General features: G+C 51.3%; 27 protein-coding genes. 24 read left to right on the top strand and 3 right to left on the bottom strand.

Going from position 1 to position 24,305, the window contains the following annotated elements:
• Positions 1-14 precede the first annotated feature (14 nt).
• From DEF47_RS11555 to DEF47_RS11625, 15 genes are all read left to right on the top strand, one after another.
• Entirely contained in the window at positions 15-1,895 is a 1,881-nt protein-coding gene (locus DEF47_RS11555; protein ID WP_012188274.1) for an ABC-F family ATP-binding cassette domain-containing protein, read from the top strand.
• 27 nt (positions 1,896-1,922) lie between these two features.
• Positions 1,923-3,518 carry a hybrid sensor histidine kinase/response regulator gene (locus tag DEF47_RS11560; RefSeq protein ID WP_012188275.1) on the top strand — a complete coding sequence of 532 codons (1,596 nt, stop codon included), beginning with the start codon at positions 1,923-1,925 and terminating at the stop codon, positions 3,516-3,518.
• A 6-nt stretch (positions 3,519-3,524) separates the two neighbouring features.
• Entirely contained in the window at positions 3,525-4,235 is a 711-nt protein-coding gene (locus DEF47_RS11565; protein WP_012188276.1) for a response regulator transcription factor, read from the top strand.
• Between the two features lie 76 nt (positions 4,236-4,311).
• A complete protein-coding gene (locus DEF47_RS11570; RefSeq protein ID WP_012188277.1) occupies positions 4,312-4,635 on the top strand; it encodes an ANTAR domain-containing protein in 324 nt (107 codons plus the stop codon).
• Positions 4,636-5,001: 366 nt separating this feature from the next.
• On the top strand, positions 5,002-5,433 hold the full coding sequence (locus DEF47_RS11575) for a chemotaxis protein CheW (RefSeq protein WP_012188278.1): 432 nt from the start codon (positions 5,002-5,004) through the stop codon (positions 5,431-5,433).
• A complete protein-coding gene (locus tag DEF47_RS11580) occupies positions 5,426-5,845 on the top strand; it encodes a CheW domain-containing protein (RefSeq protein WP_012188279.1) in 420 nt (139 codons plus the stop codon). Before DEF47_RS11575 ends, DEF47_RS11580 begins: the two co-directional genes overlap by 8 nt.
• A gap of 22 nt (positions 5,846-5,867) precedes the next feature.
• A complete protein-coding gene (locus DEF47_RS11585) occupies positions 5,868-7,367 on the top strand; it encodes a methyl-accepting chemotaxis protein (protein ID WP_012188280.1) in 1,500 nt (499 codons plus the stop codon).
• Positions 7,368-7,382: 15 nt separating this feature from the next.
• Positions 7,383-9,671, top strand: a complete 2,289-nt coding sequence (locus tag DEF47_RS11590; protein WP_012188281.1) for a hybrid sensor histidine kinase/response regulator — start codon at positions 7,383-7,385, stop codon at positions 9,669-9,671.
• Positions 9,672-9,718: 47 nt separating this feature from the next.
• The gene (locus DEF47_RS11595; protein WP_012188282.1) at positions 9,719-10,078 is read left to right on the top strand and encodes a response regulator transcription factor; all 360 of its coding nucleotides are present in this window, start codon (positions 9,719-9,721) and stop codon (positions 10,076-10,078) included.
• On the top strand, positions 10,078-11,160 hold the full coding sequence (gene cheB, locus DEF47_RS11600; RefSeq protein WP_012188283.1) for a chemotaxis-specific protein-glutamate methyltransferase CheB: 1,083 nt from the start codon (positions 10,078-10,080) through the stop codon (positions 11,158-11,160). Before DEF47_RS11595 ends, cheB begins: the two co-directional genes overlap by 1 nt.
• Positions 11,157-12,617 carry a CheR family methyltransferase gene (locus tag DEF47_RS11605; protein WP_012188284.1) on the top strand — a complete coding sequence of 487 codons (1,461 nt, stop codon included), beginning with the start codon at positions 11,157-11,159 and terminating at the stop codon, positions 12,615-12,617. The genes cheB and DEF47_RS11605 overlap by 4 nt, the downstream gene beginning before the upstream one ends.
• Before the next feature lie 4 nt (positions 12,618-12,621).
• Entirely contained in the window at positions 12,622-13,716 is a 1,095-nt protein-coding gene (locus tag DEF47_RS11610; protein WP_012188285.1) for a PP2C family protein-serine/threonine phosphatase, read from the top strand.
• A gap of 10 nt (positions 13,717-13,726) precedes the next feature.
• Complete coding sequence (locus DEF47_RS11615) at positions 13,727-15,283, top strand: tetratricopeptide repeat protein (RefSeq protein WP_012188286.1); 1,557 nt, start codon at positions 13,727-13,729, stop codon at positions 15,281-15,283.
• On the top strand, positions 15,280-15,699 hold the full coding sequence (locus DEF47_RS11620) for an ATP-binding protein (protein WP_012188287.1): 420 nt from the start codon (positions 15,280-15,282) through the stop codon (positions 15,697-15,699). Before DEF47_RS11615 ends, DEF47_RS11620 begins: the two co-directional genes overlap by 4 nt.
• A gap of 448 nt (positions 15,700-16,147) precedes the next feature.
• Positions 16,148-16,513 (top strand): STAS domain-containing protein, encoded by a 366-nt coding sequence (locus DEF47_RS11625; protein ID WP_012188288.1) that lies wholly within the window; start codon positions 16,148-16,150, stop codon positions 16,511-16,513.
• Positions 16,514-16,608: 95 nt separating this feature from the next.
• On the opposite strand, the gene DEF47_RS11630 is transcribed toward DEF47_RS11625, so the two are convergent.
• The 3 genes from DEF47_RS11630 to DEF47_RS11640 all read right to left on the bottom strand — a co-directional run bounded on the left by DEF47_RS11630 (position 16,609) and on the right by DEF47_RS11640 (position 18,552).
• Positions 16,609-17,628 carry a ferritin family protein gene (locus DEF47_RS11630; protein WP_012188289.1) on the bottom strand — a complete coding sequence of 340 codons (1,020 nt, stop codon included), beginning with the start codon at positions 17,626-17,628 and terminating at the stop codon, positions 16,609-16,611.
• 68 nt (positions 17,629-17,696) lie between these two features.
• Entirely contained in the window at positions 17,697-18,233 is a 537-nt protein-coding gene (locus DEF47_RS11635; RefSeq protein WP_012188290.1) for an HAAS signaling domain-containing protein, read from the bottom strand.
• Complete coding sequence (locus tag DEF47_RS11640; RefSeq protein WP_012188291.1) at positions 18,217-18,552, bottom strand: PadR family transcriptional regulator; 336 nt, start codon at positions 18,550-18,552, stop codon at positions 18,217-18,219. The genes DEF47_RS11635 and DEF47_RS11640 overlap by 17 nt, the downstream gene beginning before the upstream one ends.
• A gap of 182 nt (positions 18,553-18,734) precedes the next feature.
• Between DEF47_RS11640 and DEF47_RS11645 the strand changes: the two genes are divergently transcribed.
• The 9 genes from DEF47_RS11645 (at position 18,735) to DEF47_RS11685 (ending at position 24,242) form a co-directional block, all read left to right on the top strand.
• On the top strand, positions 18,735-19,091 hold the full coding sequence (locus DEF47_RS11645) for a hypothetical protein (protein WP_012188292.1): 357 nt from the start codon (positions 18,735-18,737) through the stop codon (positions 19,089-19,091).
• The gene (locus tag DEF47_RS11650; RefSeq protein WP_012188293.1) at positions 19,091-20,131 is read left to right on the top strand and encodes a Gfo/Idh/MocA family protein; all 1,041 of its coding nucleotides are present in this window, start codon (positions 19,091-19,093) and stop codon (positions 20,129-20,131) included. Before DEF47_RS11645 ends, DEF47_RS11650 begins: the two co-directional genes overlap by 1 nt.
• Before the next feature lie 18 nt (positions 20,132-20,149).
• Positions 20,150-20,497 carry a hypothetical protein gene (locus DEF47_RS11655; protein ID WP_012188294.1) on the top strand — a complete coding sequence of 116 codons (348 nt, stop codon included), beginning with the start codon at positions 20,150-20,152 and terminating at the stop codon, positions 20,495-20,497.
• Positions 20,498-20,744: 247 nt separating this feature from the next.
• Positions 20,745-21,320 carry a 16S rRNA (guanine(966)-N(2))-methyltransferase RsmD gene (rsmD, locus tag DEF47_RS11660; protein WP_012188295.1) on the top strand — a complete coding sequence of 192 codons (576 nt, stop codon included), beginning with the start codon at positions 20,745-20,747 and terminating at the stop codon, positions 21,318-21,320.
• A gap of 6 nt (positions 21,321-21,326) precedes the next feature.
• Complete coding sequence (gene coaD / locus DEF47_RS11665; RefSeq protein ID WP_012188296.1) at positions 21,327-21,824, top strand: pantetheine-phosphate adenylyltransferase; 498 nt, start codon at positions 21,327-21,329, stop codon at positions 21,822-21,824.
• Positions 21,821-22,333, top strand: a complete 513-nt coding sequence (locus tag DEF47_RS11670) for a hypothetical protein (protein ID WP_012188297.1) — start codon at positions 21,821-21,823, stop codon at positions 22,331-22,333. Before coaD ends, DEF47_RS11670 begins: the two co-directional genes overlap by 4 nt.
• Before the next feature lie 67 nt (positions 22,334-22,400).
• The gene (locus DEF47_RS11675; protein ID WP_012188298.1) at positions 22,401-22,937 is read left to right on the top strand and encodes a YceD family protein; all 537 of its coding nucleotides are present in this window, start codon (positions 22,401-22,403) and stop codon (positions 22,935-22,937) included.
• Positions 22,938-22,943: 6 nt separating this feature from the next.
• Positions 22,944-23,135 (top strand): 50S ribosomal protein L32, encoded by a 192-nt coding sequence (rpmF, locus tag DEF47_RS11680; RefSeq protein ID WP_012188299.1) that lies wholly within the window; start codon positions 22,944-22,946, stop codon positions 23,133-23,135.
• Between the two features lie 120 nt (positions 23,136-23,255).
• Entirely contained in the window at positions 23,256-24,242 is a 987-nt protein-coding gene (locus tag DEF47_RS11685; protein ID WP_012188300.1) for a beta-ketoacyl-ACP synthase III, read from the top strand.
• Positions 24,243-24,305 lie beyond the last annotated feature (63 nt).

A 24,305-nucleotide genomic window follows, 5' to 3' on the forward strand; every position in this document is an offset into this window, starting at 1 on the left:
TGTGTTAGGAATGCATGAACATTATCAATTTAGAAACTATTTCCAAAGCCTATGGCCCTAAAGTGTTGTTTGAAAATATTTCCTTGGGCTTAGCAAGCGGCGATCGAATTGGCTTAATCGGGGTCAATGGCAGTGGTAAATCGACCTTATTAAAAATTGCTGCTGGTTTAGAACAACCAGATACTGGCCGCGTAACTTTGCGTAAAGATTGTCGCATTGGCTATTTGGCTCAAGATCCGCCGATGGATGCTAACCAAACGGTGTTGGAATATGTGTATGCGGCGGCAGGCGAAGGCGCAACCTTACTTAGCCAATATACGCTCGCTAGCGTGCAGCTTGAGCAAGACCCGAACGATGCTAAAACGCTGGCCGCTGTTGCCGAATTGAGCGAACGGCTGACCACGCTTGATGCTTGGGATACTGAGTTGAGCGCTCGCACGGTGCTTTCGCGACTTGGCATTACCACTCTTGATGCCCAACTTGGCACGCTCTCTGGCGGCCAACGCAAGCGCGTGGCGATGGCGCGGGTGCTGATCGAAAAGCCCGATTTGCTGATTCTCGATGAGCCAACCAACCATATCGACCCAACCACCGTAGCTTGGCTGGAGGGTTATTTAGCCAATTTACAAGGCGCGTTACTGTTGATCACCCACGATCGCTACTTTTTGGATCGGGTGGTGACGGCGATTGTTGAGCTTGAAGATCATCAACTCTTCTCCTACCCTGGTAATTACGAGCGCTTTGTGGTCGAGCGGATTGAGCGCGAACGCCAACGTGCCAAGGCCGAGCTTGACCATCGCAACGAGGTGCGCCGCGAATTGGCTTGGTTGCGTCAAGGTGCGCAAGCCCGAACCACCAAACAACAAGCCCGCGTCGATCGCGCCAATGCCTTGATCAACCAAGAGCGTCGTCAAGAACGTGGCACGTTAGATCTTGAATCGACAGGCCGACGGATTGGCAAAAAGCTGATCGAAATGCATGGCCTGAATAAGCAAATTGCTGGCAAAACCTTGTTGAGCAATTTTGAATATCAGCTTACTCGCGACGATCGGCTGGGAATTATCGGCCCCAACGGGGTTGGTAAATCGACCTTGCTCAATTTGATCGCAGGCCGTTTACAACCCGATAGTGGCGAATTAGTGGTTGGCGAAACTATCCACGTGGCCTATTACGATCAAAGTAGCAGCGATCTTAACCCCAACCAACGCTTGATCGATTATGTCAGTGATGGCGCTGAGTTGGTGCAAACAGGCGAGGGTTTGCGCACCGCCAGCCAAATGCTTGAGCGCTTTTTGTTCCCCAATAATCAGCACTGGGATTATATCCACAGCTTATCGGGGGGCGAACGCCGCCGCCTTTATTTATTGCGAACCCTGATGCGCAATCCCAATGTGTTGCTGCTCGACGAACCCAGCAACGATCTTGATGTGCAAACCATTGCGATTCTGGAAGAATACATTGAGCAATTTAATGGCGCAGTGATTATCGTCTCGCACGATCGGGCTTTTCTCGATAACACGGTTGATCATTTGCTGATTTTCGAGGGCGATGGCAAGGTTCGTCACTTTCCAGGCGATTACTCGGCCTATCGTGAAGTCTACGAACGTGAGCAAGCAACCCTCAAGGCTGTAACCAAACCGTCAACTCAAGAGCGGCCACGCGAGCAAAAACCGCGTAAACTGAGCTTCAAAGAGCAACGCGAATTAAGCGAACTCGAAAAAACTATCGCCAACTTGGAAGCCCGCCAAAACGAATTGAATGCAGCATTGAATAACGCAGGTAGCGATTATCAAGCCTATACCCGGTTGCACACCGAACTTGAGCAGGTCAGCCAAACCCTAGAACAAAGCTACGAACGCTGGATGGAACTTTCTGAGCTAGCGTCGGCTTCGTAATTTTCAGCGCATGGATGGAGCACAGGAATGCAAGCAACACCCGAACTAATTTTGATTGTGGATGATCAAACCACCAATGTGATGGTGTTACAGCGGATGTTAGAACGCGCTGGTTATGCTACTGCCTGTGCTCGCAGCGGCTTCGAAGCCTTGACCATGCTCGAACAACAAGTTCCCGATTTGATTTTGCTTGACGTAATGATGCCGGAGATGGATGGCTATCAAACGCTTCAGGCGATTCGTGAACGTAATCATCTGCCATTTATTCCAATTATCTTTGTTTCGGCCAAGCAAACCACCGCCGATACGGTAACTGGTTTGGATTTGGGCGCTGATGATTACGTTACCAAGCCCGTCAATCGTGATGAATTGCTGGCTCGTATGCGGGTGCTGTTGCGTTTGAAGCATACGCGACGGGCGCTCCATCGTGAACAAGAACGTTTGCGCTTTCTCTATCGGGTTTCGCAAACCTTGCATCGCTCGTTGGATATTGATCAAGTGCTGCCCGAAGCCTTGAATGCGATCAACGAGCTGTTGGGAGCCAGCCGTGGTAGCGTCTTGCTACTTGATGATCAAAATCGGGTTTGGCGGCGAATTCTGTTTCGACCGCATTTGCCGCCTGCCGAGGCTGAACAAGCGATTCAGGCGGTGTTGCGTGAAGGTTTGGCCTCGTATGCCTTGCGCACTGGCGAAGTCCAAATCGTCGAAGATGCCCAAAACGATCCCCGCTGGAAGCATTTTTATGATGATCGCGAGGAAATTGGCTCGGCGCTGGCCTTGCCATTGCATAATTATGCCCAAAATACGATTATCGGCGTATTTATCTTGGTGCATCCCCAACGCAACTTCTTCCGCACCGAGCTAGAAACCCTGATCAAAGCCTTGACTGATCAATTAAGCGTGGCCTTGACCAATGCGGCGGTTTACACTCGTTTGCGCGAAGCTGAAGATAGCCGCGATAGTTTTATTCAGATGCTGACCCATGACTTACGCGCACCTTTGGCGGGCATGGTTGGCTGCTTCGATGCCTTGATGACCACCCAACTTGACGATGATGGCAAATTGTTTGTCGAGCTTGGCTTTCGAGCCGGAGCTGCCCAACAACGCCTGATCGACGATTTGCTTGATGTTTACAAGGCTGAGGCAGGCCGCTTGATGCTTAGCAAGGAAACCACCAGCTTGCAACGTTTGGGTGAATTGCTGAGCGAGCAAGTATTGGGAATTACGGTTGAACAACAACTGAGCTTTGAGCTTGATCTGCCAGCCGAGCCATTGGTGGTGCTTGATGAGCATAAAATGGTGCGCGTATTGGCCAATCTGGTCAGCAACGGCATCAAATGGACAAGGCCAGGTGGTACAATTCGCGTGGTTGGAACGATTGATCAAGCGCAGCAACTGATTACCCTAAACGTCAGCGATACGGGGCAGGGGATTGCTGCCGAAGATATTCCACATATTTTCGATAAATTTTATCAAGGTCGTACTACCGCCCAATCGCGGGGCACTGGTTTAGGCTTGACCTTTTGTAATTTAGCAGTTGGTGCTCATGGCGGCACAATTAGCGTGGATAGCCAAGTAGGCAAGGGGACGACGGTCACCGTGCAACTACCTTGGAAGGAGTAAACTCTAATGCCAGCACGATGGCGTATTCTTGTAGTTGATGATGACACGATTATTCGCCGCACGCTCGTGAGCAATTTGCTTAACGATGGGTTTGAAGTAATGGCGGCAGAATCAGGCCAATCGGCCTTGACCATGGTCGAAAGTTCATGGCCTGATCTGGCGATTCTCGATTTGATGATGCCTGGTATGACTGGCTTTGAACTATCCGACCGTTTGCGGCGCTATGTGGAAATTCCGGTAATTATGCTGACCTCGATTTCTGATGAGGCTACGACCGTGCGCGGCCTTGAGCAGCATGCCGATGATTATATGACTAAGCCCTATCGCTACCCTGAATTGCGAGCGCGGGTCAACAAACTGCTGACCAAATCGTATGAAGGTGGCTTGCATCCAGGCGAGTTGGTGGTGATTGACGAAGATCTTTCGGTCAATTTTGGTCAGCATATTCTGTTGCGCAAGGGCGAGGCCATTCCGTTGGAGCCGATTGAGCTACGAGTGTTGTATTTGCTGCTCCAAACGCCAACCGTGGCGGTGGCAACCACAACCCTGTTACGTAAAGCGTGGGGTTTGGGCGAAGAGGGCGATCAATCCTCGTTGTGGGTGCGAATTCGCTCGTTGCGCACCAAACTTGAGGACAATCCATCGAAGCCGATCTACTTAAAAACTGTGCGTGGCGTGGGCTACGTGTTTGACGTACAACCACGGCGCGGCTTGTAATCTTACTCGTAAACTTACATTCTTATAGTGGTGGTGATGGTTGCCCAAATGATCCATCGCTATAAGGATGTTAAGTATGCTAAAGACTGTTTTGCTGGTTGATCCCGACTGGATCACCCGAACGCTTATGAAATATCATCTTCATCGGGCAGGCTATACAGTCTACGAAGCCGATTCCTGCACCCTCGCGGCTCAATTGAACGAGCAATATCAGCCAGAATTTATCATCCTTGATGAAGCGATTACCATTGAACACAGCAATGCCCTCAATTGCCGCGATCATCAGAATTATATTTTGCTGACCGATCTGCCCCAACCCCGAACCACTGGCCGCTTGAGTTTAGCCAAGCCAATTACTGGCCATAATTTAATTAGCCAATTACAAGCCTATCAGGCCTAGGCGCTAGGGATTTAACGCTAGGAATCGGAGATCACGTTGATCCACGAAGAGCACGAAGGACACGAAGAACTGAAACCACGAAGAACGCGAAGATCGCGAAGGTTGAGTGTTTCGCCACGAATTGCCTGAAACATGTATAGCCCATAGTCAATAGCCTATATAGCCCCTTCTCTTTGCTTTCATCCCTCATCCCTCATCCTTCATCCTTATAAATTACTTGCTTTAGTACGCTTGACAGTTGGGCTACCTTGCGACTATGCTAAGCTACGATTTGCTGCTTTAGAACGCGCCATTTGTGATGATTCAATGCTTGGTTGCTGCTCAATTGAGCCACACAACCATTATTGAATCATGCGGGAGCCTATTGTGAGCCAAGTTGAGGATCAATTGGCGCAATTTGTGGTTTTTATCCTCGATCAAGAACGGTTTGCTTTGCCAGTTGAGCAGGCGCGTGGCATCGAACGTTGGCGTAATCCAACTCGCATTCCAGGCACTGCGACGGCAATTATGGGTATTATCAATCAACGTGGGGTGCTGCTGACGGTGGTTGATATGCGGGTGGTTTTAGGCATGAAGCCAATTACCCCAACTCGGCGTAGTCGTTTTTTGCTCGTTCACGAACAGATTGATTGTGCAATTGCGGTTGATCAGGTGATCGATATGTTGACCTTGGATGTGGGTTTGGCCGAGCCAACTCCCCATCGTGGAACGGTCGCGAGCCGAGGTTTGCTGCCAACGCCATTTGGGTTTGCAACTTGGCTTGATCTTAATGCTCTACTTGGGTCGATCAATGGTTAATCCAGTCATTGTCAGCGATCTTTATCCAGTTAATGTTGGCGATCAAACGGTCTTGATTCGCCAAACCGCCTTGGTTGGTGTGGATTATGTTGCCAATAGCGGGCAACCAATTAGCAGCGTGGTTCAGCAAACCAATCCAATCGATGTCATTGATCTAAATCAGTGGCTCCAGCAGCCAATTGGCCAACAAGCCAATCGCTTAGCCTTATTTGTGGTTGGGCAAACAGCCATGGGCGTGGTAGTCGATCAATTGGGCGACCCGATTAGCACAGCCTTGAGCCTGCAACCACTGCCAAGCCTAGTTTCCGATAGTTTGCTCGACCCCAGCATTTTGGGCATTATTATGCTCGATGAACGCCCATGCCTCATGCTTGATCTTGAACTGTTTGTGCTGGTACACGCCAAGCGCTAGACCAGTGCCAAGGAGTCTGCTCATGGCGAATTTAGGTTCGCTTTTCTCGCTCGATTTTACGAATTTGGCTGATCGCCGCCGCGTGATTATGCGGATTGTTGCCTTGGCTGCCTTGGTTGTGCCTTTTTTAGTGGTCTTGGTGGCGTGGATTTACGAACGCAATAATCCGCAATTGTGGGATGCGCTTGGGGTTTTGTTTGTCTCGATGGGCGCGGTTTGGTTGATTGCCTTGTTCAGCTTGCGCATGATTAATCAAGGCCAAGATCAAATTGTTACCTATGTTTTAATTGGCACAATTTCGTTGTCAGCCTTGGCTTGTGCCGTGCGTTATGGCGGCATCGATCAAAGCCTGATTGTCTCGCTGTTGCTGGTGATGCTGTTTATTGTCGGTTTGGTCGCAACATGGCGCGAAATTGTCTCGTATGGCGTTACGATTACTTTGGCTTATGGCCTGTTATTACTGTTCAAGAGCAACCTTGAATCATTTCAAGTGACAACCCTGACCGCTGCCAATAACGCCGGGGTCTATGGGGTTGGTGCGGTGCTGTTTTTTGTTGGCTTGGCTACCACGATTGTGCTGACCACGATTTTTAGCCGTGCTTTGGCTGAATATTCGCAAAAAAGCGAGCAATGGACAGCCGATTTGATGCGGGCCAATGAACAATTGATCGAGAAAAATATTCAGCAGATCGAGCTTGGCACTGATCTTTCGTTTGCCGCCACCGAGTTATCGGCAGCCTCGCAGCAACAAGCTTCGGGGGCAACTGAGCAAGCCTCGGCTGTGGCAGAAGTTTCATCAACCATCGAAGAATTGGGCTTTACCGCGCGACAAATTGCTAGCGCCTCGGATCAAGTCAGCATAGCCGCCCAACAAACCTTGACCTCGTTGGCCATGGGTCAGCAATCGGTTGATGAAGCAATTCAAGGCATGGAGCGGATCAAGCAGCGGGTGCAAGAGGTTTCTTCGCGGGTTTTGAGTTTGGGCGAACGTTCGCATCATATTAGCGAAATTATTGCCTTGATCGATGATGTTTCCGATGAAACCCACCTGCTGGCCTTGAATGCGGCGATCGAAGCGGCTGGAGCTGGCGAGCATGGTCGGCGATTTGCCGTGGTTGCCGCCGAAGTCAAGAGCTTGGCCAATCGCACGTTGGCCGCCTCGCGCGAAGTCAAAGATGTGATTGCCGAAATTCAGGCTGCGACCAACGCCTCAGTGCTAGCCACCGAAGAGAGCGTCAAAGAAGTCGAACAAGGGGTCAGTTTGGCCCATCGTGCTGGCCAAGAGATGGATTCAATTGTGGTGTTGGGCGAACATACCGCTCAATTAGCCCAAGAAATTAGCCTAGCAACCGCTCAACAACAAACTGCATCGGAGCAAGTTGTTGAAACCATGCGTGAAATTGCCGAAGTCTCACGTCAAACGGCGGCTGGTTCGCGCCAAACTGCCGATGCCGCATCCAAACTCACCGCGATTGCAAATCGCTTGCATTCGTTGGTCAACATCGAGGCACATACACGCTAAGCGAGGAGCTATCGCATGGGCGGTTTTGATTTATCAGCATTTTTTGGCCAGTTTCGCGAAGAAACTGAAGAGAATGTGCGGGCCTTGACCACAGGCTTATTGGCCTTGGAGTCAAACCCAGGCGATCGCGAAGCGATTGATACGATTTTTCGGGCGGCGCATACGATCAAAGGTTCGGCGCGTATGCTGGGTCAAGTCGATATGGGGCGGTTGGCGCATACCATGGAAAGTTTGCTTTCGGCCTTGCGCAGTGGCATGCTAGCCATGAATTCGAGCATTAACGATGTGCTACTGGCCAGTGTTGATGTATTGCTGGTGTTGAATTCCCAAGTCAACGAGCCACCGCCAACCGACCCCAACGTTGATCGTTTGGTTGAGCAACTGAATGCCTTGGCTGCTGGCGAAAGCTTGCCTGCTGCGCCGATTGTCGCGCCAGTAACCGAACCAGAACCAGAGCCTGAGCCAGTAGTGCTTGAGCAACCCAAGCCCGAACCAGCGGTTGCTAAGCCAGCCGCGCCTGCCAAACCCAAAAAATCAGCCTCAGCCGAAGCCCCCAAGTCGGTGAGTAGCACCCGTTCAACCGTGCGTGTGCCAATTTCGCGCTTAGATCGTTTGTTGAATACCGCTGGCGAGTTGGTCGTAACCCGCCAATTGCACCTTGAGCATGTCGCTGATCTTGAGGCTTTGGATAAATTGCTGACCAAAAGTGAGCGCCTGAGCCAACAATTGAGCGAACGCTTGACGGGTCAACGGGTGACCTTTCAGCAACGGCGCGAGGCCAGCGAATTAGCCAGCCAATTGCAAAATCTGGCCCAATCGACCCGCAATCAGTTGCGTTTGCTAACCGAGCGTTGGAGCAGCCATAGCGCCGCCAGTGAGGCCTTGGTCGATGAACTTGAGGCTGAGGTGATGGCGACCCGTTTGCAACCAGTCGCTGGTTTGTTTGCACCAATTCCTCGGGCCGTGCGCGAGCTGGCTCGTTCGTTGGGCAAAGAAGTTAACTTAATCACCGAAGGCGAAACCACCGAGGCCGATCGCAAAGTGATTGAGTTAATGGCTGATCCGTTGGTGCATTTGGTGCGCAACGCGCTTGATCATGGCATCGAAAGCCCCGATGAGCGGGTGAAAGCCCACAAGCCTGCCGAAGCAAGCTTGCGTTTAGAAGCTCGCTCGTTGGGCGGCACGATTGAAATTATTATTAGCGACGATGGCCGTGGCATCGATCCAGCGGTGATTCGGGCAACTGCAATTAAACGCGGAATTATCGAGGCTGATACAGCGGCTCGCTTGCGTGATGAAGAAGCTTTGGAGTTGATCTGGCAGCCTGGTTTTTCCACCAGCGCAATCATCACCGATGTTTCAGGCCGTGGCGTTGGCATGGACGTGGTACGGGCAGCAGTGACCGAGGTTGGTGGGCGGGTCGATGTGCATTCGGTGCTTGGCCAAGGCACGACCTTCACGCTGATTTTGCCAATTACCTTGCTAACCACCCGCGTGTTGTTGTTTGATGTGGCTGGCACAACCTATGCCTTGCCTTCGACTGCTTGTCTAGGTGGGCGGCGGGTTGCTGGCGGGCAAATTCAGACCGTCGAAGGGCGACCAACCGTGCGGGTTGATGAGCGCAGCGTGAGCATTGTAGCGCTTGCGCCCTTGCTTGAGCAGCGTGGCCCCTTGCCGCAACCATCGGATATTTCCAATTTGGTGATTTTGGGGCCAGCTAATCGCCCATTGGCCTTGTTGGTCGATAAATTGGTCGATGAACGTGAGGTGGTGGTTAAATCGTTGGGCGCATTGTTGCATGAACAACGTTTGTGTACTGGCGCGATTGCCCTGCCTGATGGGCGTTTGGTGTTAGTGCTCAATCCCTTGGCGATTGCGGCGCGGGCACGTGAATGGGGCAAACCAGTTGCCTTGCCAGCGCCAACCAAGCTCCAGCCTGCCAAATTATTGGTCGCGGAAGATTCATTTACCACCCGCGAACTGCTCCGATCCATGCTGCAATCGGCGGGCTATGTGGTTGAAACGGCGATTAACGGCCAAGATGCGCTTGACAAGCTCAATCACAATTCCTACGATCTGCTGGTAAGCGATGTTGAAATGCCGTTGCTAACTGGCTTTGAGCTAACCCGCCGTGTGCGTGCCCATGACCGTTTGCGCCAACTGCCAATTATCATTATCACCAGCTTGGCCCGCGATAGCGATCGGCGTGAAGGCTTGTTGGCTGGTGCGCAAGCCTATATCGTCAAAAGCCAGTTTGATCAAAGCAACTTGCTCGAAACGATTCATCAATTACTTGGCCGCTAAAATAGCGCAGCCCTGAAGGCCTATATTCCCCTGCGAGGAGTTTTTCAATGAGTGAACGCATCTTAGTTGTTGACGATAGCAAACTGGTTACCGATATTGTCAAAATGCGGCTGGAAATGTATGGCTATGCTGTCGATTTGGCCTACAGCGGCGAGGAAGCGCTGCAAAAAATCGGCGATCTCACGCCTGATTTGGTGGTGTTGGATGTGCAGATGCCTGGAATTGATGGCTATGAGGTTTGCCGTCAGTTACGCGCCAATCCCTTGTTTGAAGAGCTGCCAATTATCATGCTAACTTCGATGGATGATAAACGGGCTGGCTTTGAAGCTGGGGTTGACGATTATCTCAACAAAGATCTTGATTTGCTCGATTTGCCCAATCGGGTCAAACTGTTGTTGGGTATGTAATGATGACAGGGCCGCTTGCACCAATTCGAGTGTTAGTTGTCGATGATTCGGCGGTTTCGCGCCGAGTCATCAGCACTATTTTAGCCAGTGATCCCGCGATTCAAGTGGTTGGCGAGGCCCGTGATGGCCGTGAGGCGGTGCAATTGGTGGCAGCATTGCAACCCGATATTATCACGATGGATGTGCGCATGCCGGTGATGGATGGTTTGCAGGCCACCGAAGAAATTATGGCCTATCATCCTACGCCGATTTTGGTGATTACTTCATCATTGACCCGCCATGATCGTAATTTAACCTTTCAAATGCTCAATGCTGGGGCTTTGGAAGTTTGGGAGAAACCAACCGACCTGACCCTAGCCCAAGGCGAGGCCAATCGCATGCGGCTGTTGGAGCGGGTCAAGGTACTCTCGCGAGTTAAAGTGCTGACCCATTTGCGCGGGCGACGGCGCAAATCACCAACAACCGAAACTAATATTCCCTTATTATTGGCTTCGGCTAGCCCGCCAAGCCAACGTTGGCTAATTGTGGTTGGGGCTTCGACTGGCGGCCCACGAGTGTTATACAAACTCCTGCATAGCCTGCCTGCGAGCATCCCCGCAAGCATTATCATTGTGCAGCACATCGCTGAGGGATTTGTTGGTACAATGGTAGACTGGTTGGACAATCATTCGCCCTTGACGGTGGAATTGGCTCAACATCGTGGCAGCTTGAAAAATGGTCATGTCTATGTTGCGCCCGATACCCATCATTTGAGGGTTGATGCTACCTGGACGGTGCATTTGGAAACCGAACCCGATAATTTGCTCTATCCATCAGTCGATGTGACCATGCAATCAGCTGCCAAAGTGTTGCCCAAACAAACGATCGGGGTGCTGTTGACTGGCATGGGGCGCGATGGAGCGCAAGGATTGTTGGCTTTACGCCGCTCTGGCGCTCGCACGATCGCTCAGGATCGAGCCACCAGCGCAATTTGGGGCATGCCACGGGCGGCAGAGGAAGCTGGGGCTGCCATGGAATTTTTAGCTGCTGATCTGATTGCACCGCGTTTGGTGGCGTTGCTCAGCGAAACTGAACGTCGATGAGCGAGTTGAGCACTGAACAATGGATGATCATCCGCGATTATCTGGCTCAACGGGCTGGCTTATATCTCGATGATAGTCGTATGCGCCAAGGTCGTATGCTTGTTCAGGAGCGTTATCGGCAATTACAAATTAGCCCCGCTGCCTATACATTGCGAATTCAAGACCCCACTAATGGCGGCGAGTTGCAATGGTTGGCTGAACGCTTAGCTAACCATGAAACCCAATTTTTTCGCAACCCAGCCCATTTTCGAGCGTTGCGTGAGCATATTCTGCCTGAATTGCAGCGTTCGCGTTCGCCCTTGCGACCATTACGCTGTTGGAGTGCTGGCTGCTCAACTGGCGAGGAACCCTATAGCATGGCCATGGTGGCCTTGCAGCAATGGGGCAATCCGCCGAGCCGCCCAATTTCGATTTGGGCCACCGATTTGAGCAATGTGCCCTTGGAGCGAGCGATTGCCGCCGAGTATCGTGGCCGTTCGCTAACAAATGTGCAAGCCGACTACAGACAATGGTTTGAGCAGCAGGCCAACGGAGCGTTGCGTGTCAGCGAAGCCGTGCGATCCTTGGTACAATTTGAGCAGCACAATTTGCTGGATGCCCTGCCACATTGGGCCTATCAACTTGATGTGGTATTTTGCCAGAATGTCACGATCTATTTTCAGCTGGAAACATGTCGCCAATTGATCGAACGGATTTATGCGGCGATGGCGGTTGGTGGCTATCTGCTCTTGGGCTTTTCCGAGTCGCTGTGGGGCATTTTTGATCGCTTTGAAACGGTCGAGGTGGCTGGGGCATTCATCTATCGCAAAGGCGATGGTCAGCCTAAACCACGCCCCAACTTGAGCGAAGGACCAATCACCAAGCCGCTGAATAAGCCAGCCGAGCCAGTACCAGCGCGGCCACGCCCAAGTACGCGGCCATTAGCGCCAGCCAGCCCAATTAAGCCGCCCGATGTGACGAGCTTGTTGGATGAAGCACGGAAATTGCGCGGCCAAGGCCAGCAGCGACGTGGATTAAGCCTGTTGGCGAGTATTGCGCCCAACCAGCGCCAGCCAGCAATTTTGGCTTTAGCCGCGCAATTGCACGCCGATCTTGGGCAGCATGAGCAAGCGGCGGCTGAGGCGCGGCGGGCATTAGAGCTTGATGTGCTGCAAGATGCTGCCTATGTCGTGCTGGGCATGATTGAACTCAATCAAGGCGCATGGGATAAAGCGATTAATTATCTTGAGCGAGCCAGCTATTTAGTGCCCGATTCGCCAACGATTGCCTTTCATTTAGCTGAAAGTTATCGCCATCAAGGGCGAGCAACCGCCGCCTTACGTTATTATCAACATGCCTTGCGCAAATTGGCGCAGCATTCAAGTAGTACGGTTATTGATGGAATTGCCGTGGGGTGGCTGCGTTCTGCTTGTGAACGCTGGATTGGCGGATTAGAAGCCAGCCAAGGAACATTCTAAAACTATGCAAAAAGCACAATCAGCAATCTATAGTTCACTGCTCAGTCACCGCGCCCAAGGTCGTGTGGCGGTTCTGCTTGAGCCACCAGTACCAACCCCGCCCGTAGCGCCTGAACCCGACCAACGCCAAGCTGAACTGGAACAAGATTTGCAATTGGCGCGAGATTTGCAACAGGGCTTGATGCTCGAAACCGTGCCGCGCCTGCCTGGCTGGGAAATGAGCGCGGTCTCATTGCCAGCGCGTGAGCTTGGCGGCGACCTCTATGATTTTTTGGCGGTCAACGGCTCGCAGGGAATTATGATTGGCGATGTGAGCGGCAAGGGCTTACCTGCGGCGTTGCGGATGGCGGTAGCACGAACCGTGTTTCGGGCTGAAGTCCGGCGCGGCCAATCGCCAGGCCAAACCCTAGCGGCAGTCAATAATATTTTGATCGAAGAAATGCCCCAAGGCATGGTTACGATGCTCTATGCCTTAATCGACCCGCAAACGGGCATGATGCACTTGGCGAATGCTGGTCACAATTATCTGATTGTGATCAATAATCAAGTGATTGAAATCGAAACGTCAGGTGTGCCACTTGGGGTTATGGAAATTGATTGTTATAGTGAATCCATCTTACAACTGAACTATGGCGATTCAGTCATGTTGTACACTGATGGTATTGTTGAAGCGACCAACGAACACCAAGTATTGTATGGCTACCCGCGTTTTCAAAGCCTGTTACAAGCAGTTGGCCATCTCAAGCCTCGCGCCTTGATGGCCCGCGTGCTGAGCGAAGTTCGCGCATGGACCCAAGGCCAGCTTAAACACGATGATGTGACGATGGTGCTAGTCCGGCGGCGCTTGGCCAATTTGCTTGATGAAATGCATAGCATTGTGGCCGATGTGGTTGGGCCAATCACTGCTGACGAGTGGTGGCAAGCCTTGAGCTTGGTTGGTACAACCCGCACACCCGACCAATGTTTAGAGTTATTGCGCCCGCTGAATGAAATGGTATCCAGCCAATTTGGCCGTGGGATTGCCCGCGAACTCCAAGCGCAATTGCGCCCAGTGATCGAAGAATATCGCTTGCTCCAATCCACCAAAGGATCGTCCTAAGGGAACTGTTATGACTACCAATGTTGACACTTTGAATGTAATGCCGCTGGACCTCGATACCTTTGCTGGGAGCGAGCGTTTTATGGCTGGGACGCGCTTGGGTGCTGCGTTTGGGCGCGGGATCAAAGCCTATTTGGCCGCCAATTATCCTGATGCAATCGAGCATTTCAAAACTGCATTAATCGCTGCCTATGTTGAAGGCGATGAGAAATCGCAAATCTACGATCGCGAGCGGGCGATTATCTATCTGTATATTGGCAATGCCTGTGCTTTTCAAGATGATTGGCCGACGGCTCAGCGTGAGTATTTGGAATCGGTACAAACCGACCCGCAATTGGCCGAAGCCCACTACAATTTGGGTGTTGCTTTCGGCGCGATGCGCCAAATTGATCGGGCAATTGGCGCATTCAAGGAAGCGCTTGAACATAATAATGGCTTGTACGAGGCCCATTTTGCACTTGGCCGTGCTTATCAAATGCTCGATGATGCTGGCCGCGCCTATATTCACTTTACTTCAGCCCGTGAATTGCGGCCTTACGCTGGCGAGCCTTTGTATTACATGGGTTTGATGCACCAAGCCCATGGTGCTCACGAATTGGCACAGCGCTGTTTTGCCGAGGCGCTGCGAGTTGAGCCAACCTTTATCTCGCCTAGCGTTGGCCCCGATGAAGTGCTGGTTAGCAAATCGGAGCAAGAGGTTGCCAATTGGTACTATCGTTTGAGTGACGACCTTAAATCCCAAGGCTATGATGAAGATGCCAAGCGGATTTACGAGGCTTTGCTGAAATGGCGACCAACCGAGCATCGTGCCCGCTATTTGTTGGGCAATTTGTTGGCGCGGGCGCGACGTTGGGAATTGGCTTTGCAAGAATATGGCCGAATTCCACCGCAAGATCGCTACTATGTTGATGCGCGACTGCGGATCAGTGCAATTTTGCGTTTTCAGGGCAAGCATCGCGAGGCCTATAACCATTTGTATAGTACCGCCAAGTTGCGGCCCAACGATGGTCAAGTGTTCTTGCAAATGGGCAAATTGCTCTATGATTTAGAGAAACATCATGCTGCGATGCGTGCTTTTGAACGCGCGGTCCAACTTTTGCCCAAAGACCCTAATGCCTACTATTTGTTAGGGTTTATGTACACGGTGTTGGGCCATGAAAGTTGGGCCTTGGCGGCTTGGCGCAAAGCAGTGGAGTTAGCGCCGCATGCCCATTCATTGCGCTACGATTTGGGCTATATGTACACCCGCCGTCGCCGCTACGATTTGGCTTCGCGCGAATTTAGCCATGTACTGATGCATTGGCCCGATGATATTGAAACCACCTTTATGCTGGGCACATGTTATAAAGAAATGTTAGAACCAGCCCAAGCCATACCGTTATTTGAAAAAGTGCTGCGCCGCAACCCACGTCATACCCAAGCACTCTACTATTTGGGGGCATGCTATCTGCAAGTTGGCAACAGTTCTTTGGGTAAGGCCTACCTGCGCCGCTACGAACATCTGATCAACCAACAGGAACAATTACCACAAAAGGGCCGCGCAATGGCTCGTGGAGGTTCGCGATGAATCGGATTCACCTCAATATTCCATCGGATTTGGTCTTTGAGCGGGTTGTGCGAGCTAGTGCTGCCGAACTCGGTAGCACAATGGGCTTTCCACGTGAGCGCGTCGAAGATTTGAAACTGGCGGTGAGCGAAGCAGTAACCAATGCTATCGAGCATGGTGGTGGCGGCGGCGTGGCTGGTTCGGTCGAAGTGATTTTCTCGTTGCATGCCGATCAATTAGAAGTTGAAATTATTGATCATGGCAAAGGCATCGAGCATTTCAACACTGAACGGCGGGTGGTCGAGGAAGATAATCTCGAAGCAGGCATGCTGCGCGGCTTCGGCTCCTATCTCATCAGCGAGTTAGTTGATCAATACGAAGTGCAAAGTTCGGGCACAGGCACAAGTTTGCGCCTACGGATTTTCAAAGCGAAGTAAGGGTCAGGGGCTAGGGTTGATCTACGAAGGGCACGAAGCTCGCGGGATCAGGTTTCATGGCTGAGAGTGTTTTATCTGGCCCCTGACCCCTAGTCCCTAGCTGTAATGGTAATGACCAGTCTGCCCTCACCCCCTGACCCTCTCCTTTCAAGGATAGGTAGTTAACCATGATTTGGGTGGGATTTACTGCCGATTAGCATGCCCTCACCCCCTAGCTCCCTCTCTCGCCCAGCAGGCGAGGGGTTGGGGGTGAGGGAACGTTGATTTCAAAAAGCCTATAGTCTTTGGATTAAATGCCGATCCCCAGCCCCTAGTCCCTGAAACCTAGCCCCTGACCTCTCATCAGAAATCTGTCATCAAAAATTCATGCGGCTTGGTTGCCAAAAATCGTCTGCTCAACTATGATCATAGCAGAGTTGGCCGCGTTGACCAACCTAGGAGATCTATTATGAGCGATGTACAAGCGGTAATTCGACGAGAAGAGTGGGATGATGTCGTGCTGTTGCATATTCTGACCAACAGCGTCGATGCGGTCTCGGCAGCAACGATCGAGCATGCCTGTACCCAGATGAAACCAATCACTGTTTTAGATTTTGCCGATGTGGCGTTTATCAACTCAGCTGGCATTTCGGTGTTGCTGAAGTTTGTGGTTGCTGCTCGCAAGAATGGCTATAAAGTCTTTTGTTTACACGTCAGCCCGCACCATCAAAAAATCTTTAAGATGGTCGAGATGACGCGCTTTATGCCAGTAATCGAAGAACAAGATTTGGCGGCCTATACCAACGCCCAACAATCATCAATCTCCAATTCTTAACGTCCTTCTTCGTTCTTGTTGCGCGATGAGCGCTGGGTTAAATAGCAAGCGCAGGCAATCATTACTGCCTGCGCTCTAGCGTTTAATCGCAATGATTAGGCGGCTTCAATTTCAGCGTCGGGCTGCATCGAAATCACAAATTCGCCATCGCGGCCAATTGCGACGTGTTCAGGGCCAAGGCCAGTTGGCAGCAGTTTGGCTTGTTGAACGGCTCGTTCGAGGGCGCGTTTATTGTTGAAGCCCATGGCATCGAGCACTGGATTGGCGACAAACCGACCATGTTTGAGTGGCGTGTAGAGTTTGGTGCGTTCCAATGAGGCTTTCAGTTCCTCGGCATTGGGCAAAATATGCAGCGCTGGCATGTTGAAGCCATTCAGCACGCGAAACACCATATCCAGCGTTTCATACGGCAAATAGCGCTTGTAAATATCGATCACTCGCAGAAACATACCGTGGTGGGCAATCTCATCAACCCCAACGATTTTGAAGGCGGCAGCTGCGCCAATTTGCTTGCCACGTTTGCGCTCTTCTTCGGTGGTTTGTTCGGGCAAGCCATATTCGCTGCGAATCCGTTTGCGCAGTTCTTCATAATTAAAATAGGTAGCGCGTTCTTGGACCATCGCATAGGCCGCGACCCCCAAGGGCGTGTCAAAGCCAGGATGATTTTCATACATCGTCCAGCGATGCTCGGCAACTTGATCGCGATAGGTTTCTAGTTGCTCTTTGGTGCGGCGGCCTGAGTGTAACAGTACCAATTCCCAAGCCTCGGCGTGCTTGGATTCTTCAGCGCCCCATTGCAATTGAATATTACGCCGTTCGCGCTTGCCATGGACGATGTTGATGGTATCCTCGACATAATCGCCGACATAATCTTCAACGCCCAAGAAACTTTCAACCAAGGTCACGGTATCTTCGCTGAGCATGTGACCATATTGTTCCATCTCGCGCAGTGGCAAATCATCCCATGGTAACCAATTGCGGGTTTTGACGGCTTTGCGAAAATATTCGATATAGGCTAATTTTACTTCTTCGGCGATTGCGCGTTCGCGAGCTTCGCGCGTCCATGGGCCATTGATAACTAGCGGGGTTACTGGGGTTTGCTGTTCGTGTAACACAGAGCCACTCCTTGAATTTTAGGCACACTAAAGAAACCCCGCCGAGACGGGGCAGCCATGTTAGCGGCTTAATACGTCCGTTGTAGTCGGGTTCCTGTCCACAACAACAAAGGGCCGAAAATGAGATAGAAGCTGCTGAAACTGATCACGGAGGGTAGGCCGATTAATGTTAGGCCGGTGCTACCACTCCAAAAGAGCCATTGGCCGATGGTTTGTTTGGGCAGCCAAATCCCTACGACTGAGAGAATCGAGCAGATCGCCGCTGTTCCGCCAAGAATGAAGGCCAGTAGATTGCCATCAAACCATGGAAAGACAAACGAAAGCACAATCGCGATGCTGGCAATCACGGTGGCAATAATCATCATGGTGCGATGTTTGGCGGCCTCACGTTTGGCCGAGCGATGGATGCGCTTTAATTTGCGCCCAAATTGATCGGCCTGAAATGGCAAACCTAAGCGTAAAATCTGATCATCGGCGGTTGGGTCAGCGGCAGCATCGTCGTAGTGCGAGCGTAATTCGCGCAAAATCGCTTCACGTTCGGCAAGGCTGAGCGCTGCTAATTCTTGTTCGAGTTCAGCAAAATAGCTATCATTGGGACGGTGCATCGGAGACCACCTTTGAAACTGCGGCACTAAATCGACTCCATTGGGCACGGCGTTCGTCTAGGACAGCCTGACCAGCCGCTGTTATGCGATAGTAGCGGCGATCAACACCATCTTCGCGCCGTTGCCAAAAGCCTTCGATCATCCCTTCTTTTTCCAACCGATGGAGCGCCGGATATAACGACCCCTCTTTGAGATCAATTACATCGTCGGTGAGCGCACGAATTTCCTTCGCGATCAGGTAGCCATACATTGGGCCTTGCTCGACGAGCGCCATTAGCATCAAACCGAGGCTACCTTTAAGAAGTTCACGTTCAAACATAGGCTACCTTGCGATAAAGGATACTTTGTAATACAAGGTATAGAATAATAGATCTGAAGGCTGCTTGTCAAACATGCAAATTTGGCCCATGATTAACCATAATCAATCCAATTGGTTCGGTAGGCATGGCCCATTGTGTGCTACAGTATTACCAGCCATGCTTTGACTTAGAGGAGCACGCTATGACTCGTGTTGATTGGTTCGTTTTCGGCTTTTTAGCGGTGTTTGCTGTTCTTGTGTTGTTTGTTTTTCGCAAGCGCTGGCAAGGTGCTTTGGGCTGGCTAACGCTAGCAAGTGCCTTTGTGAGCGGCTTGGTCTATACCCGCAACGCTGAAGGCCTGTTTGGTTCGGTGGTGATCGCGGTTGCTGCCGTGATAGGAGTTGGCTTGGTTGGCTTTGATTATTATCGCTTTGAACGCCCCAAGCGCCGTGCTCGGCTTGAAGCTGATGATCCATTAACCCCACCATCGCCCTTTAAAATTCGCCGTCGCCCAACCCTGATGCAACGTCGGCGTTTCCAGCGTGAGGTCCGCCATTAATGAAAACAATCAGGTTAGGAGTGCTTGGAGCGGGTTTGGCGGTCAAACATTTGCATCTACCAGCGCTCAAAGCATTACCAAATTGCTTTGAAATTGTTAGCATTTGCGATCATAATTGGGCCAATGCTGAGGCGCTGGCAGGCTTGCTCGATCTCCACCCAACGATCACTGATTCGTGGGTGGATTTCTTTGCCGATTCCCAAATCGAGGCGGTATTAATTTCGTTGCCAATTCAGCGTAATGCCGAGGCAATTCAAGCAGCGGTCGCGGCAGGCAAACATGTAATTTGCGAAAAACCCTTGGCCGCCAATTTGCCGCAGGCCGAAGCGTTGGTCGCAGCCTGTCAACATGCTCCAGTCAAAATTTTGATCGCCGAAAATTTTCACTATCGCGATGATCTCAAACAAGCCCGCGCTTGGATGGATGCTGGGGCAATTGGCGATTTAGTATTAATTGAACTTCGCGCCACCTTCTGGAGCGATCCCGATCAAGGCTTTGGGGCAACGCCTTGGCGACATGATCATCAATATCGTGGCGCAGTCTTGGCCGATGCCGGGGTGCATCAAGCTGCTTTATTGCGCGAACTAGGCGGGCCAATCGAAAGTGCCCATGCTTTCATTAAGGATGTGCATCCCGTGCTCCGTGGCCCAGACACGATGGTGCTGAATCTGCGTTTTGCCTCAGGCGTGCTTGGTTCGTTGTGTTTTTCGGGCGCAGTGAAAACCGAAAATCCCTGTTTTGATTGGACGGTCGTGCATGGAACCCACGGTAGTATTACCATCCGTGGCGATCAGACGACATTATATCGGGCTGATGGTACAATAGAGCACTATCAAGCTCAAGATTTGCGTGGCTATATCAGCGAGTTTCGCAATTTTTATGCGGCAATTGTTGAAAACGAGCCAATTGTGGCTAGTTTGGCTACTGCGCTGGCCGATTGGCGTTTGATCATGCGGGCCATCGATGCTGCTGAAAGTAATAGTGTGCAGCAAATCGACCCAATTGTGCCCTTGGCAAGCTTGAATGATCTTCCGAACTAAAACAAGGATTTCGATACAATGACTGAACAATGGCCTGATGATGCCGAACAAATTGGCAATTTAGTATTTGTGCCCAACCGCGACTACCCCTATCCTTTTAAAGTAGCAGTACCACCACGCTTTTGGATGGAAGAGCAAACTGGCGTTTTAGAAGCTGCCGTTGATGCTTATATGAATGGCGAACGGCTTGATGAAGCCCAATTAACTGCATTAAAACTCTATTTGACCCAATATGTAGAGCGAGCCGTGATGGCCCACGATGCTAATCGCCAAAAATATGTTGGGCTGATCAAAAAAATGCGCACCATCCACGATATCGAATCGATCGCCGACGAGCTAGCCGAATTTGGCGCAGAAGTCTTTTAGGAAAGGCAAAAGTCAGAAGTCAAAAGGAAAACGTTTCTGGTCTATTAGGTAATGGTTGATCGGGTTAACAGGAATTTTCATGCCCTCACCCCCTAGCCCCCTCTCCCGCACGCGAGCGAGGGGGAACCACCAAACCAAAAGTCCCTCTCCCGCCGCCGTGGGAGAGGGGTTGGGGTGAGGGCTTATAAACCTGACTGTTTTGACTTTTGCCCTTTGACTTTTGCCTTTATTTACGGGGTTACTACCAATGCGGGTGATTACTGGCAGTGCCAAAGGGCGACAATTAAAAGGCCCGCCAGATATTGGCACGCGCCCGATGCTTGATCGGGTCAAAGAATCGTTATTTGGCATTTTAGAGGGCTTTAATGCTTTTGAAGGCCGTGCCCTCGATTTATTTGCGGGCACTGGCTCGTTGGGGATCGAATGCTTATCGCGCGGCGCTGAATGGGCCGATTTTGTTGAGGCGCGTAGCCATGTTGCTGCTGTGACCAAAGACAACCTAAAAACCACCAAATTGGCTGAGCGAGCCAAAGTTTGGAACGTTTCGGTCGATAAATTTCTGCAAATCATCGACGAAAAAACAAAATATGCTATAATCCTGCTCGATCCGCCATATGCTATGGAAGGTATACCCGACCTTGTGGTGCGGGTTGCTGAACACGGCATTTTAGATCCAAATGGCGTTTTAGTTTTAGGCCATTGGCCAAAGCTGGTGATGCCGCCCCAACTTGGGCCACTGAGTTTGCTAAAGCATCGGCGTATCGGCGATTCCTGCTTCTCAATTTATGAATTGAGCCCAGCGTTACCGCCGCAATCGGAGTAATCACCTGTGACTATTGCTGTCTACCCTGCAAGCTTCGACCCAATTACCAATGGACATCTTGATGTTGCGGCTCGCGCATCACGTTTGTTCGATGAATTGGTCTTAGCGGTAGCTCATCGTCCGTACAAAAAGTTGCTTTTTACGACTGAGCAACGGATTGCCATGATTCGCGAATCGGTAGCGCACCTGCCCAATGTGCGGGTGGATGCTTTTTCGAGTTTAGTTGTGGAGTATGCGCTTGAGATTGGTGCAACCGTGTTGGTACGAGGCTTACGGGCTGCAACCGATTTTGAGCACGAATTTCAAATGGCGCATATCAATCATCACTTAGCTCCCACGCTTGATACGGTCTGTTTGATGGCTGATCAACGCTTTACGTTGCTTAGCTCAAGCGCGGTACGCGAAATTGCGGCCTATGGCGGCGATGTTAGCTCTTTTGTGCCAGCTCATATTGCCCTTGCGCTCAAGCAAGCCTATCAAACGCATGAGGAGTCACGCGCATGAGCGAACAATCCCAATGGGGAGAACAGCCCAGTGAACATCAGGAAGCAACCAGCGTGGAGCCAGTCGGGCAACACCAGCGCCCCCCAGAATATGCTGAGGCCGAGTTTGAGCGCCTGATTAACGAGTTGGAAGAGGTTTTAGCGAGTGGTGGCCGTGTGCCCTTGACCAGCCGATTAATGATCGACGAAAAGCAAGTCTTCGACATTATCGACCGGATGCGGGTTGCGGTTCCCAATGAATTACGCCAAGCACGCCAGATTGTGCGCGAACGCGACCAACTGATCGAGGCGACCAAAAAGAAAATTGCGATCACGCTCTCGGAACAGGGCATGCTTGAAATTGCCCAGCGTGAACGCAGCCGAATTATCGCCGAAGCCGAATCAGAAGCCGCCAAAGTGCGCTCTGAAGCCGATGAATATGCCCGACAAGTGTTATTAAACCTTGAAGAACATATTGGCAAATCGCTGACGATTATTCAAAATGGCCTCGATGAACTGGGCGTAGTTTGACAGAGCGCGTTCTCGCGCCTATAATGTCACGTCGCTTGCGGGTTGAATTCCAGCAGGAGGTCACTGTATGTCATCCGAACTCCAATTCAATGTTTCCCAACTATTGCAAGAATATGTTGGGGCGACCCGCCAGTATACTTATGAAAACGAACAGCTTGATTTAGGTGATGGTAGCCGCCTGAGGATCACCGAAGGCGATGTCAAACTGACCCGCACCAAAAATGGGGTCTTAGTAGATGCTGCGATGAGCGGCAACGTCACTTTAGAATGCGTGCGATGCTTAAGCGATTTCAGCCAACCTGTTGAGTTCGATTTCGCCGAGGAATATTTCGCGACGGTTCATGCAACGACGGGCGCACCGTTGCCAGAACCAGAAGAGCCTGATGTGTTCAAAATTAACGGCAACCATTTGCTTGATCTTGGCGATGCTGCCCGTGAATACACGCTCATCAACTTACCAATCGCGCCGATTTGTCGCCCCGATTGTCGTGGTTTGTCGTTCGATGGCCAAAACCTCAACGATAACCCAGAAGCCGATAATTTGGACGATCAAGTGATCGATGAGCGCCTTGCCGCGCTCAAACAATTGCTGAAAGGAGCCTAGTTTCTCATGGGCGCATTGCCACGTCGTAAAATTACCCGCGAACAACGCGGGCACCGCCGCCAACATCTTGCTTTGACCGCACCTTCATTGTCGGCTTGTCCAAACTGTGGTGGCTATCGCCGCCCACATCGCGTTTGCTTGAACTGCGGCACCTACAAAGGTCGCCAATACCTCAAGAAGGACAATGCTGAAGCATAAGCCATGGTTGGCAGCGAAGCAGCGAAAGGGTCGAGACCTATGGTTCTCGTCCCTTTCGCATTTTAGGCGCGTTATTGTGCAGTGCAGCATGAAACGGCTTCACCACGGGAGTGTTTTGCAATGAATGCAGCTATTACTGGTTGGGGGCGCTACGCTCCCGATCGTGTGCTTACAAACCAAGAACTTGAACAAATTGTCGATACCAATGATGAATGGATTCAATCGCGGACTGGCATTCAGCGCCGCCATATTGTTGCTGAAGGTCAAGCCACCTCGGATATGTCGGCTCGTGCCGCGCGGATTGCCCTCGATAAGGCGGGAGTAAAACCCGAAGAGCTTGATTTAATTGTCGTAGCGACTACTTCGCCCGATTTGCTGTTGCCCTCAACTGCCGCCTTAGTTCAAACCAAACTCGGCGCGATCAACGCTGGCGTGATGGATATGAATGCTGCTTGCTGTGGCTTTTTATATGCGCTAAGCGCCGTTACAGCCATGATTCGTGGCGGTGGTGTGGGTAAAGTACTACTCTGCGGAGCAGAAACCATCTCGCCATTTTTAAATTGGCAAGATCGCAACACCTGCGTGATTTTTGGCGATGCTGCTGGTGCTGTCATTCTTGAAGCGACCGAGCAAGAGCGTGGTTTGCAATCCTACAAACTTGGGGCGATCCCCGATACCGCCGAATTATTGTGGATCAAAGCTGGCGCGACGCTCTACCCTGCAACTCACGAGCGACTTGATCAGTCTGAACAGTATATTCAGATGAATGGCTCGGAAGTGTTTAAGCATGCGGTGCGCTCGATGGTCGATAGTTCGTTACATGTGTTGAACCAAGTTGGTAAAACGCCCGCCGATGTGCAACTGGTTGTTCCGCATCAAGCCAATTTACGCATTATCGAAGCCGTCGCCAAACGCCTGAATGTGTCGATGGATCAGGTTTTTGTCAATATTCAAGAATATGGCAATACCTCAGCCGCCACTTTGCCCGTAGCGATCGCTGAAGCCGCCGATGCTGGCCGCATGCAGCCTGGCGATACGATCTTGCTGACCGCGTTTGGTGGCGGCCTGACCTGGGCTTCGGGTGTGTTGGTGTGGGGCGGGAAGTAGAACATAGATGTAATGGTTTATAGTTTAACAACGGCCAGCATGCCCTCACCCCCTCTCCCGCAC

It is taken from the genome of Herpetosiphon sp., from assembly GCF_003512625.1.
Classification (GTDB): domain Bacteria; phylum Chloroflexota; class Chloroflexia; order Chloroflexales; family Herpetosiphonaceae; genus Herpetosiphon; species Herpetosiphon aurantiacus.

Excerpts from the sequence above, each read along its gene's own strand:
- DEF47_RS11670 (WP_012188297.1), top strand. The coding sequence starts at position 21,821 with ATGAGCGAACAATCCCAATGGGGAGAACAGCCCAGTGAACATCAGGAA.
- DEF47_RS11685 (WP_012188300.1), top strand. The coding sequence starts at position 23,256 with ATGAATGCAGCTATTACTGGTTGGGGGCGCTACGCTCCCGATCGTGTG.
- DEF47_RS11555 (WP_012188274.1), top strand. The coding sequence starts at position 15 with ATGAACATTATCAATTTAGAAACTATTTCCAAAGCCTATGGCCCTAAA.
- DEF47_RS11565 (WP_012188276.1), top strand. The coding sequence starts at position 3,525 with ATGCCAGCACGATGGCGTATTCTTGTAGTTGATGATGACACGATTATT.
- DEF47_RS11580 (WP_012188279.1), top strand. The coding sequence starts at position 5,426 with ATGGTTAATCCAGTCATTGTCAGCGATCTTTATCCAGTTAATGTTGGC.
- rpmF (WP_012188299.1), top strand. The coding sequence starts at position 22,944 with ATGGGCGCATTGCCACGTCGTAAAATTACCCGCGAACAACGCGGGCAC.
- DEF47_RS11650 (WP_012188293.1), top strand. The coding sequence starts at position 19,091 with ATGAAAACAATCAGGTTAGGAGTGCTTGGAGCGGGTTTGGCGGTCAAA.
- DEF47_RS11610 (WP_012188285.1), top strand. The coding sequence starts at position 12,622 with ATGCAAAAAGCACAATCAGCAATCTATAGTTCACTGCTCAGTCACCGC.
- DEF47_RS11595 (WP_012188282.1), top strand. The coding sequence starts at position 9,719 with ATGAGTGAACGCATCTTAGTTGTTGACGATAGCAAACTGGTTACCGAT.
- DEF47_RS11615 (WP_012188286.1), top strand. The coding sequence starts at position 13,727 with ATGACTACCAATGTTGACACTTTGAATGTAATGCCGCTGGACCTCGAT.
- DEF47_RS11585 (WP_012188280.1), top strand. The coding sequence starts at position 5,868 with ATGGCGAATTTAGGTTCGCTTTTCTCGCTCGATTTTACGAATTTGGCT.
- DEF47_RS11655 (WP_012188294.1), top strand. The coding sequence starts at position 20,150 with ATGACTGAACAATGGCCTGATGATGCCGAACAAATTGGCAATTTAGTA.
- cheB (WP_012188283.1), top strand. The coding sequence starts at position 10,078 with ATGATGACAGGGCCGCTTGCACCAATTCGAGTGTTAGTTGTCGATGAT.
- DEF47_RS11640 (WP_012188291.1), bottom strand. The coding sequence starts at position 18,552 with ATGTTTGAACGTGAACTTCTTAAAGGTAGCCTCGGTTTGATGCTAATG.
- DEF47_RS11560 (WP_012188275.1), top strand. The coding sequence starts at position 1,923 with ATGCAAGCAACACCCGAACTAATTTTGATTGTGGATGATCAAACCACC.
- DEF47_RS11570 (WP_012188277.1), top strand. The coding sequence starts at position 4,312 with ATGCTAAAGACTGTTTTGCTGGTTGATCCCGACTGGATCACCCGAACG.
- DEF47_RS11635 (WP_012188290.1), bottom strand. The coding sequence starts at position 18,233 with ATGCACCGTCCCAATGATAGCTATTTTGCTGAACTCGAACAAGAATTA.
- DEF47_RS11590 (WP_012188281.1), top strand. The coding sequence starts at position 7,383 with ATGGGCGGTTTTGATTTATCAGCATTTTTTGGCCAGTTTCGCGAAGAA.
- DEF47_RS11620 (WP_012188287.1), top strand. The coding sequence starts at position 15,280 with ATGAATCGGATTCACCTCAATATTCCATCGGATTTGGTCTTTGAGCGG.
- DEF47_RS11645 (WP_012188292.1), top strand. The coding sequence starts at position 18,735 with ATGACTCGTGTTGATTGGTTCGTTTTCGGCTTTTTAGCGGTGTTTGCT.
- DEF47_RS11605 (WP_012188284.1), top strand. The coding sequence starts at position 11,157 with ATGAGCGAGTTGAGCACTGAACAATGGATGATCATCCGCGATTATCTG.
- rsmD (WP_012188295.1), top strand. The coding sequence starts at position 20,745 with ATGCGGGTGATTACTGGCAGTGCCAAAGGGCGACAATTAAAAGGCCCG.
- DEF47_RS11675 (WP_012188298.1), top strand. The coding sequence starts at position 22,401 with ATGTCATCCGAACTCCAATTCAATGTTTCCCAACTATTGCAAGAATAT.
- DEF47_RS11625 (WP_012188288.1), top strand. The coding sequence starts at position 16,148 with ATGAGCGATGTACAAGCGGTAATTCGACGAGAAGAGTGGGATGATGTC.